We start from the raw sequence: 16970 nt of genomic DNA on the forward strand, positions 1-16970 counted from the left end.
TCTGGTGCGGTGTCGGATCGGCCCGGGCGGGACGGCGTCAGGACGGTGTCAGGGCTCCGTGCGTTCGGTCCGTTCGGTCCGTTCGGTCCGCGCTCCGACGCGGAAGCGCAGGCGGCAGATCACCGCGTCGGTGTCGCGGCGCACGGCGTGGGCGATCACGGAGCCACGCTGGTTGTGGAGCATCCGCTGCCACAGGCGGGTGGGTTCGGCCTCCGGGATGAGTACGGTGACCTGCGCGTCCGGATGGTTACGGGCCAGCTCGCGCACGTACGCCGACACCGGGCGTCCCACCGCGCTCTTGTCGGGGGCGAGTTCGACGAGCTCCACGCCGGGGCTCCACAACTCCCAGTCCCGGCGCAGTGCTTCCGCCGACCGCCGGTCCTCCGACGCGGGGTGGGTGACGGTGACCGCGAGGACCTCGTCGCCGAGGGAACGGGCGGCGGTGAGGGCCTGGCAGGTCAGCCGGGACAGCCCCGAGACGGGGACGACGACCACCGAACGCGCCCGGTGCGGCGGCCCGGGTACCCGGCCGAGTTCGAGGCGTTCACCGATCTCGCCGTACGCCCGGTGGACCTTCTCGAAGCCCAGGACGATCAGCGGCAGGGCGAGGACGATCATCCAGGCGCCCTCGGTGAACTTGGTGGCGGTGACGACCACCGCTCCGACACCGGTCAGCAGGGCGCCCAAGCCGTTCAGCGCTGCCTTGGCCCGCCAGCCCTTCGGGCGCTCCGCGTGCCAGTGCCGGACCATCCCGACCTGGCAGATCGTGAAGCCGACGAAGACCCCGATGGCGAAGAGCGGGACGAGGGTGTTGGTGTCGCCGCCGGAGAGGACGAGGAGCGCGGCGGATACGACGGCCAGCACGAGGACGCCGTGGCGGTGCACCTGACGGTCGCCCTTCAGGGCGAAGAGGTGCGGTACGTGGTGGTCGCGGGCCAGCAGGCTCATCAGCACGGGCAGGCCGCCGAAGGAGGTGTTCGCGGCCAGCGCGAGCAGCACCACGGTCGCGAACTGGACGACGTAGAAGGCCGCGTTGTGGCCGAAGGAGGCGTCCGCGAGCTGGGCGAGGACGGTGACGCCCTCGACGGGCTGGAGGTGGAAGCGGCCGATGAGGATCGACAGTCCGATCAGCATGACGCCGAGGAGCGCGCCGAGGGCGACCTCGGTGCGCTGGGCCCGGCGGGCGGCCGGCGCGCGGAAGGAAGGTACGGCGTTGGCGACGGCCTCGACTCCGGTGAGGGCCGAGCAACCGGCGGCGAACGCCTTGAGCAGCAGGAGCGCGCCGACGGTGGTGGCTCCCTCACCGAGTGCGGAGGCGTGTCCGGCGGCGGAGGCGGTGCTGACCGGTCCGTCGCGCAGGAGGCCGACGACGATCATCGCGAGGATCGACCCGACGAAGAGCGCGGTGGGGACGAGGAACGCCTTGGCCGAGTCGACGATCCCGCGCAGGTTCACGGCGGTGACCAGGACCAGGACGGCGAGGCAGATCCCCACCCGCTGGTCGTGGAGGCCCGGGAATGCCGAGGTCAGGGCGGCGACGCCGGCGGTGACGGACACCGCGACGTTCAGGACGTAGTCGAGGATCAGCGAGGCGGCGGCGACCAGGCTCGTACGCCGTCCCAGGTGGCGCTTGGCGACCGCGTAGGCACCGCCGCCGTCCGGGAACGCGGCGATCACCTGGCGGTACGAGGCCACCAGCACGGCCAGGAGCGCGGCGATCGCCAGGGTCACGGGGAGGGTGAACCCCAAGCCGTGGGCGCCGGCGGCGGCCAGGACGAGGACGATCGACTCCGGCCCGTACGCGACGGACGCCATCGCGTCGAGCGACAGCGCGGCGAGGCCTTGGACGGCGGTCAGCCGGTGCCGGTCCGCAGCCGCCGCCCCCACCGGTGGGGTCACGGTCTCGGCCCCCGTCCCGGTCCCAGCACCCGTCCCGGTCACGGCCTCGCTTCCGGTCCCGGTCGCGGTCCAGCCGGTGTCCGGGGGCTCCTCCTGGCTCGGCCCCCGCACCGCCCCGGTCGTCTTTCCTACCTGCATGGCCATGTCGCCAGTCCCTCCGAATGAGCAAAGTCAGGACAGCGTCGAAGGCGTACGGGGTGGCCGGCAGCACTCTTGGCATGATCCATACGGCGGCCCCGCCGCTCTTCACGCGATCCATATGCCTCGGCTCGCACACGGCGACGGTCCGCGGCTCCGCCGCGCCGGTCGGATCATGGAATGCGGAGACCGGCCGGGGCCGCGCGCGGGCCGGTGAATTTCTACCCGGCGAGGGCGTGACCCCAGGGCTGCCGGATCGTTTCTCCTTGTAGCGCGCCGGGTGCACACTCCGCTCCCCTGCGGCGGCGCGCCACGGGGAGGCCCCGGGAACCATCTCCCGGGGCCTCCCCACCCGGAGCGCGGCCCGTCAGCCCGGCCGTCGCCACACCGGCGGGGCGATCGCCGGGCGTGGCGCGCGGGTCGGTCCTCGTCACCGCGGCGGGGAGACCGTCCCCGCCCCGGGGCCCGTACGCTCCCCCGCCCGCGGCGGATCCAGCTCGCGGCGTCGACGGCCGATCGATTCCGGATCCCAGCCCGGGCGGGGTACGGACGCCAACAGCAGCCGGGTGTAAGGGTGCCGGGGGTCGGTGAGCAGCTCGGACACCGGCCGGTGTTCCCGCATGCGGCCCCGGTGCATGACCAGGGCCTCGTCGCACACGTAGCGGACGACGGCCAGGTCGTGGCTGACGAAGACCAGGCCGACGCCGGTGTCACGGCGGATGTCGGACAGCAGGTTCAGCACCTGCGCCTGTACGGACACGTCGAGGGCGGACACCGCTTCGTCGAGCACCAGGACCCTCGGCCGGGCCGCCAACGCCCGGGCGATCGCGGCGCGTTGGCGCTGACCGCCCGAGAGCTTCCGGGGCAGCGCCGCCGCCTCGCGGGGGCCCAGCCCGACCTGCGCCAGCAGTTCCTCGACCCGGGCCGCGCGCGCCGCCCGGTCGAGGCCGCCGTGCAGCCGGAGCACCCCGTCGATCGTCGCGCCGACGCCGATGCGGGGGTCGAGCGAGAGGTAGGGGTCCTGGAAGACGATCTGGACCGCCTTGGCACGGGCCAGTCGGGCCGCCCTCCCGCGGACGGACGCGGCCAGCGGCTCGCCCTGTACGAGGATCTCGCCCGCGTCGGGGCGTTCGAGGCCGATCAGCATGCGGGCGGTGGTGGTCTTCCCGGAGCCGGACTCCCCCACGATGCCGAGCGCGCCGCCCGCCCGTAGGGAGAAGGACAGGTCGTCGACGGCGACGACCTCGGTCCCACCGGTGCGGTAGGTCTTGCGCAGGCCGGTCACCCGGAGGAGTTCCGGGGCGGCCGCGGCGTCCGTCTTCGGGTGGACGGTCCGGGTGCTCAACTGTCCTCCGTGGGGGTGAGCGGGGAGGCGGGTGCGGCGGTGACCGTGCCGGTCAACGCGCCGATGGCGCCGACCAGTTCGGCCGCGCGGTGGCAGGCCACCTCGCCCGGGCCGTGGCGTTCGAGCGCCGGTGGGGACTGGTCGCAGCGGCCCGGTTCGGCGAACCGGCAGCGCGGGGCGAAGGCGCAGCCGGGTGCGGACTCCAGGAGTCCCATGGGGGCTCCTGGGATGGGAACGAGGCGGGCCGGCGGGCCGTCGAGCGGCGGCGAGGAACCGAGCAGGCCCGCCGTGTAGGGGTGCCGGGGGGCGGCGAAGAGGTCCGCGACGGGCGCGGTCTCCACGATGCGGCCCGCGTACATGACGTGGATCCGGTCGCTGACGGCGGCCGCGAGCTCGATGTCGTGGGTGATGAGGAGGAGCCCGAGGCCGCGTTCCCGTTGGAGGCGACCCAGGACGGCGAGGATCTCGGCCTGGGTGCTCACGTCCAGCGCGGTGGTCGGTTCGTCGCAGAGCAGCAGCCGGGGTCCGGTGGTCAGGGCGGCCGCGATGACCACGCGTTGGAGCATGCCGCCGGAGAGTTCGTGCGGGAACTGGTGCAGGTGCCGTACGGGATCGGGCAGGCCGACCGCGCCCAGCAGTTCTGCGGCGCGGGCGCTCGCCCGGGCCGCGGACCAGCCGTGCACGAGGCGCAGCGGCTCGGTGAGGAAGTCCCCCACCCGGCGGACGGGGTTGATGGCGGCCCGGGGGTCCTGGTAGATCATCGCCGCCTTCTTCGTCCGCACCTCGCGCAGGGCGGCCGGGTCCGCCCCGACCAGGTCGGTGCCGTCGACGCGGACCCGGCCGTCGATCCGCGCGCCGTGCGGGAAGAGGCCGAGGGCGGCGCGGGCGGTGACCGACTTGCCCGAGCCGGATTCGCCGACGAGGGCGACGACCTCTCCCGCGGCGACGGTCAGGCCGATGCCGTCGAGCACCGGGCGGGCCGTGCCGGGGAGTGTGACGCGCAGGGCGTCGTACGCGAGCAGTGTCATGAGGAGTCCCGCCCCGCGAGCCGGTCGCCGAGGTCTTCCCCGACGATGTTGAAGGCGACGACGACCAGGACGACGGCCACGGCCGGCGCGATCGCGGACAGCGGCTGCCCTTGCAGCACGGCCGCCTGCCCCTGGTTGATCATGGCGCCCCAGTCGGGGGTGGGCGGCTGTACGCCGAGCCCCAGGAAGGAGAGCGCGGCGAGGTCGAGCAGCGCGTATCCGAAGTTCACCGTCGACTGGGAGAGCAGCGTCGGGGCGATGTTGGGCAGCAGCCCGCGCACGGTGACGTACAGGGGCGAGTGGCCCTGCACCCGGTAGGCGGCGATGTAGGGACGGCTCTTCTCCTGGACGGCCAGGGCGCGCACGAGGCGCGCCGTGTACGGCATGTAGGCGATCGCCATGGCGAGCACCGGCGCCGTCATCCCCTTGCCGAAGAGGGCCACCGCCAAGATCGCCAGCAGCAGCGCGGGGAAGGCGAAGACGACGTCGAGGACGCGGCCCACGGCGGTGTCGATCCAGCCGCCGCACCAGGCGGTGCACAGACCGACGGCGGTGCCGAGGACGGTGGAGGAGAGCACGACGGCGAGCGGGCCCGCGAGGCTGGTCCTGGCGGCGACCAGGAGCGCCGAGAAGGTGTCGTGGCCGCCCTGGTCGGTGCCCAGCCAGTGCGCGGCGCCCGGCCCCAGCAGCGTGTCGCCGAGCTGGCCGAAGGTCGGGTCCTGCGGGGCGATCCAAGGGGCCAGCAGCGCGACCAGGACGAACGTGACGAGGAGCGCGAGCGCGACGCGCTGGAGCGGGCCGCCGCCGAGCCGGCGGAGCCGGGCGACGCGGTCGGGGCGGGTGCGCGGGACGGACGGGTGCACCGGGCGGGGCGCGGTGCGGGTCCGGGGGCCGGCTTCGGGGCTCGTTTCGGGGGCTGCGTCGGGGGCTGTGTCCGGGGCTGTGTCCGGGGCTGTTGCGCGGCCGGGGTCGGGGAAGAGGTTCATCGGGCGCTCCCCGCCGCCGCCGTGCGCGGATCGATGAGTGGTTGGACGAGGTCCACCAGGGCGTTGACGACGACGAACGCGGCCACCACCAGGAGCACGATCGCCTGCACGACCTGGAAGTCGAGCTGGTCGACGGACTGCACCAGCAACGAGCCCACGCCGGACATGCCGAAGGCGGTCTCCACGATCGCGGTGCTGACCAGCATGCCGGAGACGAGGAGCGCGGAGACGGTCACGATCGGGCCGAGCGCGTTGCGCAGGACGTGCCGCTGGATGACGGTCCGGCGCGGTGTCCCCCGGCTCAGCGCGACCTCCACGTGGTCGCGGCGCAGTTCGTCGAGCATGGCCGAGCGGGTCACGCGGGTCACCAGCGCGGTGAAGGTGACGGACAGGGCCACCGCCGGGAGGACCACGTGGTGCAACCGGTCCAGGGCGCCCGAGCCGTTGCCGATCGTCGGGAACCAGCCCAGCCGTACGCCGAGCACCGAGCGCAGCAGCAGGGCGGCGACGAAGGCGGGCGCGGCGGCGCCCACCGTGACCAGGAGCATCAGCGAACGGTCAGTGCGGGACCCGCTGCGCAGTGCGCCGACGATCCCCGATCCGATGCCGAACACGGCGATCATCAGCGCGGACACGCCGATGAGCAGCAGGGACGAGGGCAACCGCGACCAGATGACGGAGGAGACGTCCTGGTGGAAGAGGTAGGAACGGCCGAGGTCGCCCTGGACGACCCCTTCGAGCCAGTGCCAGTAGCGCAGCAGGAACGGTTCGTCGAAGCCGTACTGGCGGCGGATGGCGGCCAGCTCCTGCGGCCCGGGGCTCCGCCCCTTGATCAGGAAGCTCGCGGGGTCCCCGGGGGCCAGGAACAGCGAGGAGAAGACCAGGAAGGAGGTGACGAGCAGGGTGCCCGCCATCCCGGCCAGCCGGCGCAGCACCCGGCAGGCCCGGGCGAGCGCGGGCGTCATCCCTTGGCTCCGATCTCGGCGGCCCAGGGGTGGTACAGGTAGGCGATGGAGGGCTGGACGCCGGTGATCCGCTTGCCGAGGAAGACGCTGACGGGCTGGGTGTACAGGGGCAGCCAGGGCAGTTCCTTCAGGGCGATCCGCTGCGCCTCGGCGTTGGCGGCGGCGTGTTCGGCGGGGTCGTACGCCCCCACGGCCCGGTCGACCGCCCGGTCGAAGGCGGGGTCGGACCAGCCGCCGTAATTGCTGAACGCGCCGGTCTGGAGGGAGCCGTACATGTCCAGGGGGTCGGTGATGGAGGTGTACCAGAAGGTGAGGAACAGGTCGATGCCCTCGCGGGCCGCCGGATCGGTGAAGAGGGTGGTGTACTTCTCCGCCGAGAGCGAGTCGATCTGCGGCTTGAGGCCGATGGCCGTGGCCGCCTGCGCGACGGCCTGGGTGATGATCGTGGTCTGGGAATCGAGCGGGCTGGTCGCGATCACGACCTTCTGGCCGCTCACTCCGGCCTCCGCGGCGAGCGCCTTGGCCTTGGCCGGGTCGTACGGGTACTTCGGCAGGTCCTTCAGGAGCGCCTCGCGGGACGCGGCGGGCGCCCCGGCCCAGAGGTTGTCGGTGGTGAGCGAGTCCGAGACCTCGCCGACCCCGCCAGCGCCGGCCTTGACGATGCCCTTGCGGTCGATGGCCATGAGCAGGGCCCGGCGGACCCGGGCGTCGCCGAGGGGACCCTTGAGGTCGGCCACCACCTCGTCGGCGACGGTGGTGTTGCGGCCGAAGTAGAGCGTTCCCGCCGAGGTGGAGCCCAGTTGGGCGTAGGCGTTCGGCGGGACCATCCAGCCGCCGTCGACCTCGCCGCTCTGGAAGGCGTTGACGCGGGTCGTGGCATCGGCGAGGAAGACAAACTTCACCTCGCCCGACTTCGCCCTCGCCTCCTTGTTCCAGTAACCGTCGAAGCGCTTGAGCGTGAGGGACTGGCCGGAGGTCCAGGACCCGAAGGAGAACGGGCCGGTGCAGTTCACGCCGGTCTGCGGATTCCCGTAGTCCTTGCCGGACTTGGCGAGGGTGGCGGCGGACTCGACGGTGCCGGGGCCGGCGGCGAGGTACTGGTTGAAGGTGGAGTCGGGCCTGGTCAGCGTGACGGTGACCTCCATCGCCCCGGTCCGGTCAACGGACTTGACGTTCTTGTACTGGTTCGCCCAGACGCTGGCGGTCCCGGGGTCGATGTTGCGGCGCAGCGAGGCGACGACGTCATCGGCGGTCAGCGGCGTCCCATCGTGGAAGGTCACCCCGGGGCGGATCTGGTAGACCCAGGTGGTGGGGGTGGGGTTGGTGTACGCGGCGGCGAGGTTCGGCGAGGTCGTCAGGTCGGGGTTCCAGCGCAGCAGGCTCTCGCAGACGTTGGCGAGGATCTGGTTGGGCGGGAAGTCGAAGGAGTAGGCGTAGTCGATGGTGGTCGGCTCGGCGTAGGTCGACCAGGTGAAGGAGTCCACGTTCCGGGCGGCGGCCGGGGTCCTGTCCGTGAGCCGGTAGGGAGCGGCGCCCTGCTCCTCGGCCGGGTGCGCGGCGCCGCTGCACGCGCTCGTGACGAGCACGGCGGCCGCGGCGAGGGCGGCCGCCACGCTGTGGCGGATCCGGGTGCGGCCGCGCGGACGGCCGGTGCGGCGGACCGGTGATCCCGATCGGGCTGATGACATCGTCTGGCTCCTGAGGGATGGAACGTGGTGGGGCGCGGTGGGGGTGGGGTGGGGCGCGGTGCGGTGCGCGGAGCGCGGCCGGTGGGCGGCCCGGCCGTCGAGCACTCCTGTCGGTCAGTCGGAGGTGGGACGGTCGGTGGCGGGACGGTCAGTGCCAGGACGGTCAGAGGCGGGACGGTCAGAGGCGATGAAGACCGGCTCGCCGTCGATGTACGTGCGCAGCACGCGGGTGTCCGCGATCTCCAGAGGGGGGTGCGCGAAGGGGTCTCGGTCCAGGACCACGAGGTCCGCGTACTTGCCGACCTCCACCGTGCCGGTGACCGCGTCGAGGTGGTTCACCCAGGCGCTCCCGGCGGTGTAGGCGGTGAGGGCCTGGGCCAGGGTGAGGGCCTGCTCGGGGAAGAAGGGCGGCATCGGCGCGAACGGCTCGGGCGAGTCGGGGGCCTCGTCGGGCACGGAGCGGTTGACGGCCACGTGGATGCCCCACAGCGGGTTCGGGCTGCTCACCGACCAGTCGCTGCCCGCGACGAGCCGGGTCCCGGCGCGCTGGAGGTCACCGAACGGGTATTGGAGCGCGGCCCGTTCGGGCCCCAGGAAGGGGATGGTGAGCTCGTCCATCTGCGGCTCGTGCGCGGCCCACAGCGCCTGGATGTTGGCGGCCGCGCCCAGCTCCGCGAAGCGCTCGACGTCGTCGGGGTGGACGAGCTGGAGGTGCGCGAGGTGGTGCCGGTTGTCGTTGGCGCCGTTGGCCTCGCGGGCCTCGGCGAGGGCGTCCAGGACCTCGCGCACGGCGCGGTCCCCGAGGGCGTGGAAGTGGAGCTGGAACCCCGCACGATCGAGCCGGGACACCGCCTCGGTCAGGACCTGCGGATCGATGAAGCTCAGCCCGGAGTTCCCGGTGGCGCAGCCGCAGGCGTCGAGGTAGGGCTCCAGCAGTCCGGCCGTGAAGTTCTCCGCGATGCCGTCCTGCATGATCTTCACGCTGGTGGCGGCGAAGCGGCCGACCCGGCCGGTACGGCGGCGCTCCTCCAGGTCGGGGATCTGTTCCAGGCCGCGCTCGCGGTCCCACCAGAGGGCGCCGACGACGCGGGCGCGCAGGGAGCCCTCGCGGGCGGCGCGCAGGTAGACGTCGTAGTTGTCCGGGTTGCCGGGGAAGGCGCCGATCATGGCGTCCTGCCAGCTGGTGACGCCGAGGGAGAACAGGTGCTCCTGCGCGGCGAGCAGTCCGGCGTGGGCCTCGTCCGGTGTGGCGAGGGGGACGTGGCGCGCCACCAGCTCCACGGCGCCCTCCTGGAGGGTGCCGGCCGCGGCGCCGTCGGCCTCGCGCTCGATCCGGCCGTCGACCGGGTCGGGGGTGGTGGCGTCGACCCCGGCGAGCTGGAGCGCGCGGGTGTTGACCCAGGCCCCGTGGCCGTCCCGATTGGTGAGCAGGACGGGCCGGTCCCGGAGCACCGCGTCGAGCATCGAGCGGGTCGGCGTGCCGCCGGGGAAGACGTCCATCGACCATCCGCCGCCGCGTATCCAACCCGTCCCGGGGTGCGCCTCGGCGTACGCGGCGACCACGGCGAGGTACTCCTCGATGCTGTGCCCCTCGCTCAGGTCGCAGCCGAGCATCTGGACCCCGGCCACGGCCGGGTGGACGTGGGCGTCCTGGAAGCCGGGGACCAGCAGACCGCCCGCGAGGTCGACGACCTCGGTGTCCGCGTCCACGAGCGAGCGCACGGTGGCGGCATCGGCCACGGCCAGGATCCGGCCGTCCGCGACGGCCACCGCCGCCTCGATCGGGGCGGGCCCGGTCCCGGTGAAGACCCGGCCCCCCACGAAGACGGTGTCGGCCCGCTGCGGGGTCCGATGGCTGCTCCGCTGATCGACAGGCTGATCGACAGGCTGATCGGACGGCTGATCGGACGGTTGGTTGGTCGGCTGGTTGGTCGGCTGACTGCTCCGCTGGTGGGTCCGTTGGCTATTGGTGGCCATCGACGCGTCCTCCGGCTCGGCGGGACGGACCCGCACGGCGTGTGTTGAGGAGGAGTGAACGGGAGCGCAACATTGTTGTCAACGGTGTTGCGCCGCCTCCGATCCACATCGTTACACTGACCGCACCATGCCGAAGTCATCCGAATCCCCCGCCCGGTCCAAGCGCGCGGGCAGCCAGCTCACGCCCGACGCGATCATCGAAGCGAGCCTGCGCATCGCCGCCCGTGGCAGCGCGGACGCCTTCACCGTCCGACGCCTGGGCGAGGAGCTCGGCGCCGACCCGACCGCGATCTACCGGCACTTCCGCGACAAGGACGAGCTGTTGCTGTCCGTCGCCGACCGCACCCTCGGTGAGGTGCTCGACAGCATTCCCGAGGGCCTCGGCTGGAAGGACCGCTTGCGCGCATTGGCCGAGGGCTCCTTGGAGGTCGCCCTCAAGTACCCCGTGGTCGGCTCGACGATGGCGAGCCGGACCACCCGCAGGCCCAACGAGTTCCGCGTCGTCGAGCTGATCATCGGCGCGGTGACGGAGGCCGGACTCGACGGCGCCGAGGCGGCCGTCCACTACCGGATGGTCGGCGACTCGCTCCTCGCGTACGTCGGCCAGCGGGCCGCTTACCTGCTGTTCGACCTGGACGTGCGGGCCGCCGACGAGTCCTCCTGGAGCCGCGAGTACCGTCTGGTCGACCCGCAGGGCTTCCCGCACATCACCCGACTGCTCGCCGTGCTGCCCGAGGTGACGGACGAACAGATCTTCCACGCCAGGGTGGAGGCCCTGATCACCGCGATCGAGACCCGGGTCGAGGCGCTGCGCACGAGGTAGCGATCGAAGCGGGCGCGCCCGGTGGCGGAGCGGCGAGCGAGGTGGCGCACGGCAACGCGGCGCCGGGGCCCGCGCCGACCTGCGGGAACCGTATGTGAGCATGGCTGTTCCGGCACATCCGAACGTCATGGGGGGACCATGCGCACCCGTACCACCCTCGCCTCGACCTGCCTGGCCACCGCGCTCGCGGCCGCGCTGGTCCTGTCCGGCTGCTCCGCGTCCGGCGGCAGCCCGCACACGGGTGGCAGCAGCGCAGCCGCCTCCGTGCCGGCGGCGCCCCCCGCGCCCGCCACGGGCGGCGGCTCCGGGTTCGAGGGACCGCGCCCGCAGGACCAGAACCTGCTCGCCTGGACCGGCGACCCCAATGACGCGGGGCACGTGACCGCCCAGTCGACAGCGGGGGTGGCCGGCCGCGTCACCTTGGTGCGGATCGTGCTGCGGGAGCGGATCACCTGGTCCAACATCTGGCTGGGGCTGGCCGGCATCGACCCGAAGGCACAGCTCGCCAACTGCCAGCTCGGCGTCTACGACGCGAAGGGCGCCCTGGTCGCCGCCACCGCGGACATCTCGCCGCAGCTGATGACCGATGCCGTGGCCAAACCGCTGCCCCTGACCACACCGCTCGCCGCCGCCCCCGGCACGTACTTCATCGCCCTGCTGCTCAACGGCAATTGGGCCACCAACGGCCTCACCCTCAAGTCCACGGGCGCCGGCATCTCGGTCAACGCGGGCCTGGCCCCGCCGAACCTCCGCTACAGCACCCTGCTGACGGGCCAGACGTCCCTGCCGGCCACGGTGAACCTCGCCGAACAGTCCACCAGCACCATCAACACCGGCTGGGCCAGCCAGTGGTACGCGATCTCCTGAGCGCCCGGGACGCGTTCCCGAGGCGCCCGCGGGTCTACGCCGCCGCCTCCGGGCCGCGCAGGAGGTAGTGGACGCCGTCCTCCCCGGACCCCGCCCGCTCGAAGCCCGCCCGGGCCACCACCCCGTGGGAGGGGAGGTTCCCCTCCTCGACCACGGCGTGCAGCTCGGTGAGCCCGGGCCGGGCGAACGCCAGGGCGGCGAGCGCGCGCAGCGCCTCGGTCGCGTGGCCGTGTCCGCGGGCCGAGGGGACCAGGTCGTAACCGACCTCCGCGTGGCCCTCGGGGTCGGGGGCGCCGTGGAAGCCCATGCCGCCGATCGCCCGGTGGTCGCTCAGCCTGACGATCGCATAGGGGCCCCAACCCGGGTGGTACTCCCCCACCTCACGGGCCAGTCCCACCATCCCGGAGGCGATGCGGGTGCCTTCGCCGGGGCCCTCCTCGGGCCAGTGGAATCCGCCGTCGCCGCCCTCGTACAGGTCGGCCGCGGCGGACGGGGAGATCTCGCAGAGCACGACCCCGACGCCGGGGACCGGGTCGTTGTACCAGCGCCAGCCCCGCCGTCGGGGCAGGCCCGGCAGGTCGGCCCGGCCGGTGGCCACGAGCAGCGACCCCCACGGGCCGCCCTCGACGGAGCGCGGCGCGTGCGGGAAGAGCCGGTCGAGGACCGGCCCGGCCGTGTCCGCGGACCCCTGCCAGTCGGCGTCGCCCAGGCCGTGCACGATGTCGTGGGTGTGCAGGAGGAGCTCGGCCGCCCCCATCGCGGCGAATCCGTCGGGGCCCGCCGGACCGGCGGGGTGCCAGGCCCGCACGTCCGCCCCGGCCGCGCGGACGGCGGCGGACAGCAGCCTCCCGCTCGCCTCGACCAGGTCGACCAGGCCGCCGGGCGGGGTGCCGGGAGCCGCGCCGACGACCAGCGGAAGGTAGGCGCCGGTGACCCGCCCGGCCAGCTGCGCGGCGAAGCCGGTGAGGTCACCGGCCAGGTGGACGGCCGTGTCGCGGCAGCTCCACTCCAGCCCCGCCGCGGGCACGGACCAGTCGAGGTGCGCGACGGCCCGCAGCGCCCGTACGGCGTCCGAGACGGCGCGGTCGAGGTCCCTGGGGCCCGTATGTGTCATGCGACGACCCTACGGGCTGCCGGGGGGGGACCCGCCCACGGCCGGCAGCCCCTCCCCGCGCCGGGCGGCGCCGAGGTGACGCACGGGGACGCAGCGCGTCGACCCGCTGCGGCTCCCGGACTATGGTGCCGATCCACGACCTCCCCCGGCCCGGCTGACCAGCCGTTCCTCCCGGGGGCACCGACCTTGGGAGGCGGCAGCATGCGCAGGGACGACCCGAAGCATGACGCCCTCGACACATTGGCGTCGCAGGCGGCCTTCGACGCGGCGCTGCGGAAGATCGACGACGATGCGGGCTTCGACGCCGCGCACGGGCTCGACACGAGCACCGTGGTGGAACCGTGGCAGATCGAGGAGGCCGACGCCGCCACGCTGGAGCACAACTCCCGCTACTCCCCCACACCGCTGCGCACGATCCGGCAGGCCCTGGCCGCGTCCCCCGTCCGCCACGAGGACGTGTCGTTCGTGGACTTCGGATCCGGCAAGGGCCGCGTGCTGCTCGTGGCCTGCGAACTGCCGTTCCGCAGCGTGATCGGCGTCGAGTTCTCCCGGAGCCTGTGCGAAACCTCCCGGCGCAACATCGAACGCTTCGGAACGGACCGCCGCCGGTGCGGGTCGATCGAGGTGCACCACGAGGACGCCGCGCGCTACGCCGTCCCGGACGACGCCGGATTCTTCTTCCTGTACGAGCCCTTCACCGAAACCATCACCCGCGCGGTGCTCGGCAACATCCGCTCCTCCCTCCTGCGCCGGCCGCGCGCTGCCGTCCTGTGCCTGGTGGGGGACGACCTGCTCCCGGTGATCGCGCGCGACCCGGAGTGGGTGCGGGTCGGGGAGGTGCTCGCCTCCCCCGACGCCGCGTACTTCGACACCCACCTCTTCTCCTTCGAGCGCCGACCGTAGTCCGGGCGGGACGGCCCGGGGCGGCCCGGGGCGGCCCAAGGGTGGGGCGTGCGCACCCGGTCCCGCGCGGTGGTGTACGAAGTTCTTCGTGAACGAACAGATCCAGCCCTCGACCATCCGCGTGTTCATAGCGCTCGCCCCGCCCGACGACGCGAAGGACGAGCTCGCCCGGGCCCTGGCCCCCGCCTACGAGGCGTACCCCCGCATGCGGTGGAACCGGATCGAGGACTGGCACATCACCCTGGCGTTCCTCGGCGAGCTGCCGGTGTCCGCCGCCGGGTTGCTGCGGCCGCCGCTCGCCGAGCTGGCGGCGGCGCGGCGGCCGGTGGAGCTGGCCATGCGCGGCGGCGGGCACTTCGACGAGCGGGTGCTGTGGAGCGGGATCGAGGGCGACCTCGAAGGGCTCCACCTGCTCGCCTCCGAGGTCCGCGGGGTGGTCAAGGAGGCCGGGGTGGTCTTCCCGGAGCGACCGCTGCGTCCCCACCTGACGCTGGCGCGGGCCCGGCGCGACGATCCGTCCAGCGTGGTGGAGGCGGCCGCCGGGCTCACCGGGTTCGTCGGACGCCCGTGGCGGTCCCGGCGCCTGCACCTGGTGGGCAGCAACATCGGCCGCGGGCCGGGGCCGATCCACTACCGCGACATCGAGGCGTGGGACTTCGACGGCGGGCGCTGATCCCCGTGGGCCGGCGTCGTAAATGGGTCGTCCGCGGCCGGGCGCGGTGGGAGGATCCGGTCGACGGGGTCGTCGAGGATCCGGTCGACGGGATCGTCTCCGAGAGGTGGCCGTGATGTCCCTTGCCGCACCCGAGCCCGCTGGGTCCGCCGGGTCCGCCGAATTCTCCGGGTCCGCAGCGTCCCCCGCCGATCCGGTGGTGAGGACCGCGGCCGGGCTGCTGCGCGGCAGCCGGGAGGGGGGCCTGGCGGTCTTCCGCGGGATCCCCTTCGCCGAACCGCCCGTGGGCGCGCTGCGCTTCGCCGCGCCGCGTCCGGTGCGCGGCTGGGACGGGGTGCGGGAGGCCCGTGCCTTCGGGCCGCCGCCCCCGCAGGCCGGGGTGTTCGGGATGGACGCGTTGTCGCGCAAGGCGGCGGGCGACGACGACTGGCTGACGGTCAACGTCTGGTCGCCCGATCCCGGTCCCGGCGCGGGGCTGCCGGTGATGGTGTGGATCCAGGGCGGCGCCTACGTGATCGGCGCCTCCGGGCTGCCCGAGTACGACGGCGCCCGCCTGGCGCGCGAGGGCGGTGTGGTCGTGGTGACCTTCAACTACCGCGTGGGCATCGAGGGCTTCGCGCAGATCGACGGGGCGCCCGCCAACCGTGGTCTGCTCGACCAGATCGCCGCGCTGGAGTGGGTGCGCGACGGCATCCGGGCATTCGGCGGGGACCCCGCCCGGGTCACCGTCTTCGGCCAGTCCGCGGGAGCCGGGTCGATCGCCGCGCTGCTCGCCACGGGTCGTGCGCGGGGGCTCTTCCACCGGGCCGTCACGCAGAGCGTGCCGGGCCCCTTCTTCGCGCCGGAGCTCGCGGCCGACGTCGCGGCCGCCTGCGCGGACGAGCTGGCGCTACGGCCCACGGTGGCCGATCTGGCCGATGTCGATCCGCTCCGGCTGTCCGCCGCCGGGGACGCCGTCACCGCGTCGCTCGACCGGCGGGTGCGGCGCTGGGGCCTGCCGGCCCACCGCGCCATGGCCTTCGCGCCCGTGGTGGACGGCGAGGTGCTGCCCGTCACGCCGTGGCGGGCCCTCAGCGAGGGCGCCGGGCGGGACGTCGAGCTGCTCGTCGGCCACACGCGCGCCGAGCAACGGCTCTTCACGGTGATCGAGGGCCTGCTGGGCACCGTGGGCGAAGAACGGGCGGCGGACGCCCTGCGGCTCTTCGCCCCCGGCCCGGACGGGGCGCGCCGCTACCGCGACGCGTTCCCGGCGGCGGGTCCGGAGGAGCTGTACGAGCTGGTGCACTCGGACTGGCTGTTCCGCATGCCGTCGCTGCACCTCGCCGAGGCGCAGACCCTGGCGGGCGGGCGGGCCCACGTCTACGAGCTGACCTGGTCGGCGCCGGGCATGGGCGGCCTCTTCGGCGCCTGCCACGGCCTCGACGTACCGCTGGTCTTCGGCAACCTCGACCGCGGCCAGCCCGCCGCGCTGATCGGCGAGGCCGCTGGCGCTCGGGCCGAGGCGGAGGCGGTGTCGGCGTACGTCCGGGACGCGTGGACGGCCTTCGCCGCGCACGGCGACCCGGGCTGGCCGGCGTACGACGCCGCACGGCGCCCGACCATGTGCTTCGATACGGGCCCGGCCGTCGTCCCCTACCCGGAGGAGGCCTCCCGACTGCTGTGGCGGGAACACGACTTCGCCGCCCTGCCGCTGCTGTCCTGAGACACCGCTAGTGCTGTGGGGTGTCGTCGATGGGGGCGGGGGTCGGGGGTGCGACCGCCGCGGGGTCGAGCACGCGGTTGAGGAAGTTCCTGGTCCGCTCGTGCGCCGGGGCGCCCACCACCTGGGCCGCCGGGCCCTGTTCGACGATGACGCCACCGTCCATGAAGACGACCCGGTCCGCGACCTCGCGGGCGAAGCTCATCTCGTGGGTGACCACCATCATGGTCATGCCCTCGCCCGCCAACACCCGCATCACCGACAGCACTTCGCCGACGAGTTCGGGGTCGAGCGCCGAGGTCGGTTCGTCGAAGAGCATCACCTCGGGGCCCATCGACAGCGCCCGCGCGATCGCCACCCGCTGCTGTTGACCGCCCGACAACTGGGCCGGATAGGCCGTGGACTTGTCGGCGAGACCGACCCTTCGGAGGTTCTCCCGGGCGACGGCCTCCGCCCGCGCCCGGTCGGTGCCGAGGACCCGGCGTTGGGGCAGCGTGAGGTTCTCGGTCACGTTCACGTGCGGGAAGAGGTTGAACTGCTGGAAGACCATGCCGATGCGGCGGCGGACGGCGTCGATGTCGACGTCCGGGTCGGTGACCTCCGTACCGCCGACGAAGATCCGGCCGTCGCTGGGCTCCTCCAGCAGGTTCACGCAGCGCAGCAGCGTGGACTTGCCCGAGCCGGACGGTCCGATGACGCACACCACTTCGCCGCGGGCGACCTCCAGGTCGATGCCGCGCAGGACGTGGTTGTCGCCGAAGGACTTGTGCAGCCCCCGGACCTCGATCTCCGGGCGGTCCGTGCCGCTCACGTCCGCCGGCGCCGTTCGGTTCTTCCGCGGCATGTCGTCCATGTCGTCCATGTC

Annotated in this window: 14 protein-coding genes; 5 read left to right on the plus strand and 9 right to left on the minus strand. The window is 73.6% G+C overall.

All coding sequences use genetic code 11. The features are described 5' to 3' along the window. Window positions 1-48: 48 nt before the first annotated feature. The 7 genes from ACIQWR_RS37265 to ACIQWR_RS37295 form a co-directional block, all read right to left on the minus strand. Window positions 49-2043, minus strand: a complete 1995-nt coding sequence (locus ACIQWR_RS37265; RefSeq protein ID WP_404019241.1) for an APC family permease — start codon at window positions 2041-2043, stop codon at window positions 49-51. Window positions 2044-2467: 424 nt separating this feature from the next. Then, window positions 2468-3382 (minus strand): ABC transporter ATP-binding protein, encoded by a 915-nt coding sequence (locus tag ACIQWR_RS37270; RefSeq protein ID WP_404019244.1) that lies wholly within the window; start codon window positions 3380-3382, stop codon window positions 2468-2470. Beyond that, the gene (locus ACIQWR_RS37275) at window positions 3379-4410 is read right to left on the minus strand and encodes an ABC transporter ATP-binding protein (protein ID WP_404019247.1); all 1032 of its coding nucleotides are present in this window, start codon (window positions 4408-4410) and stop codon (window positions 3379-3381) included. Before ACIQWR_RS37275 ends, ACIQWR_RS37270 begins: the two co-directional genes overlap by 4 nt. Beyond that, the gene (locus tag ACIQWR_RS37280; RefSeq protein ID WP_404019249.1) at window positions 4407-5396 is read right to left on the minus strand and encodes an ABC transporter permease; all 990 of its coding nucleotides are present in this window, start codon (window positions 5394-5396) and stop codon (window positions 4407-4409) included. The genes ACIQWR_RS37275 and ACIQWR_RS37280 overlap by 4 nt, the downstream gene beginning before the upstream one ends. Beyond that, on the minus strand, window positions 5393-6361 hold the full coding sequence (locus ACIQWR_RS37285; protein WP_404019252.1) for an ABC transporter permease: 969 nt from the start codon (window positions 6359-6361) through the stop codon (window positions 5393-5395). The genes ACIQWR_RS37280 and ACIQWR_RS37285 overlap by 4 nt, the downstream gene beginning before the upstream one ends. Continuing rightward, a complete protein-coding gene (locus tag ACIQWR_RS37290; RefSeq protein WP_404019255.1) occupies window positions 6358-8049 on the minus strand; it encodes an ABC transporter substrate-binding protein in 1692 nt (563 codons plus the stop codon). Before ACIQWR_RS37290 ends, ACIQWR_RS37285 begins: the two co-directional genes overlap by 4 nt. Window positions 8050-8163: 114 nt before the next feature. After that, on the minus strand, window positions 8164-10026 hold the full coding sequence (locus ACIQWR_RS37295) for an amidohydrolase family protein (RefSeq protein ID WP_404019258.1): 1863 nt from the start codon (window positions 10024-10026) through the stop codon (window positions 8164-8166). Between the two features lie 127 nt (window positions 10027-10153). On the opposite strand from ACIQWR_RS37295, the gene ACIQWR_RS37300 reads away from it, so the two are divergent. After that, a complete protein-coding gene (locus ACIQWR_RS37300; RefSeq protein WP_404019261.1) occupies window positions 10154-10849 on the plus strand; it encodes a TetR/AcrR family transcriptional regulator in 696 nt (231 codons plus the stop codon). 138 nt (window positions 10850-10987) lie between these two features. Then, window positions 10988-11716, plus strand: coding sequence for a hypothetical protein (locus ACIQWR_RS37305; protein ID WP_404019263.1), 729 nt, complete (start codon window positions 10988-10990; stop codon window positions 11714-11716). 34 nt (window positions 11717-11750) lie between these two features. On the opposite strand, the gene ACIQWR_RS37310 is transcribed toward ACIQWR_RS37305, so the two are convergent. Continuing rightward, window positions 11751-12830, minus strand: coding sequence for a GNAT family N-acetyltransferase (locus tag ACIQWR_RS37310; protein ID WP_404019266.1), 1080 nt, complete (start codon window positions 12828-12830; stop codon window positions 11751-11753). 201 nt (window positions 12831-13031) lie between these two features. Here ACIQWR_RS37310 and ACIQWR_RS37315 point away from each other — a divergent pair, with 201 nt between their 5' ends. The 3 genes from ACIQWR_RS37315 to ACIQWR_RS37325 all read left to right on the plus strand — a co-directional run bounded on the left by ACIQWR_RS37315 (window position 13032) and on the right by ACIQWR_RS37325 (window position 16108). Continuing rightward, window positions 13032-13733: a class I SAM-dependent methyltransferase gene (locus ACIQWR_RS37315; RefSeq protein WP_404019269.1), complete on the plus strand. Its 702-nt coding sequence runs from the start codon at window positions 13032-13034 to the stop codon at window positions 13731-13733. Between the two features lie 88 nt (window positions 13734-13821). Beyond that, a complete protein-coding gene (gene thpR / locus ACIQWR_RS37320) occupies window positions 13822-14406 on the plus strand; it encodes an RNA 2',3'-cyclic phosphodiesterase (RefSeq protein ID WP_404019272.1) in 585 nt (194 codons plus the stop codon). 115 nt (window positions 14407-14521) lie between these two features. Continuing rightward, window positions 14522-16108, plus strand: a complete 1587-nt coding sequence (locus ACIQWR_RS37325; RefSeq protein ID WP_404019275.1) for a carboxylesterase/lipase family protein — start codon at window positions 14522-14524, stop codon at window positions 16106-16108. Window positions 16109-16115: 7 nt separating this feature from the next. Here ACIQWR_RS37325 and ACIQWR_RS37330 read toward each other — a convergent pair whose 3' ends face one another. Next, window positions 16116-16958 (minus strand): amino acid ABC transporter ATP-binding protein, encoded by an 843-nt coding sequence (locus ACIQWR_RS37330; protein WP_404019364.1) that lies wholly within the window; start codon window positions 16956-16958, stop codon window positions 16116-16118. Window positions 16959-16970: the final 12 nt, after the last annotated feature.

Origin of the sequence: Streptomyces sp. NPDC098789, assembly GCF_044759975.1 — a bacterium.
Taxonomy (GTDB): Bacteria; Actinomycetota; Actinomycetes; order Streptomycetales; family Streptomycetaceae; genus Streptomyces.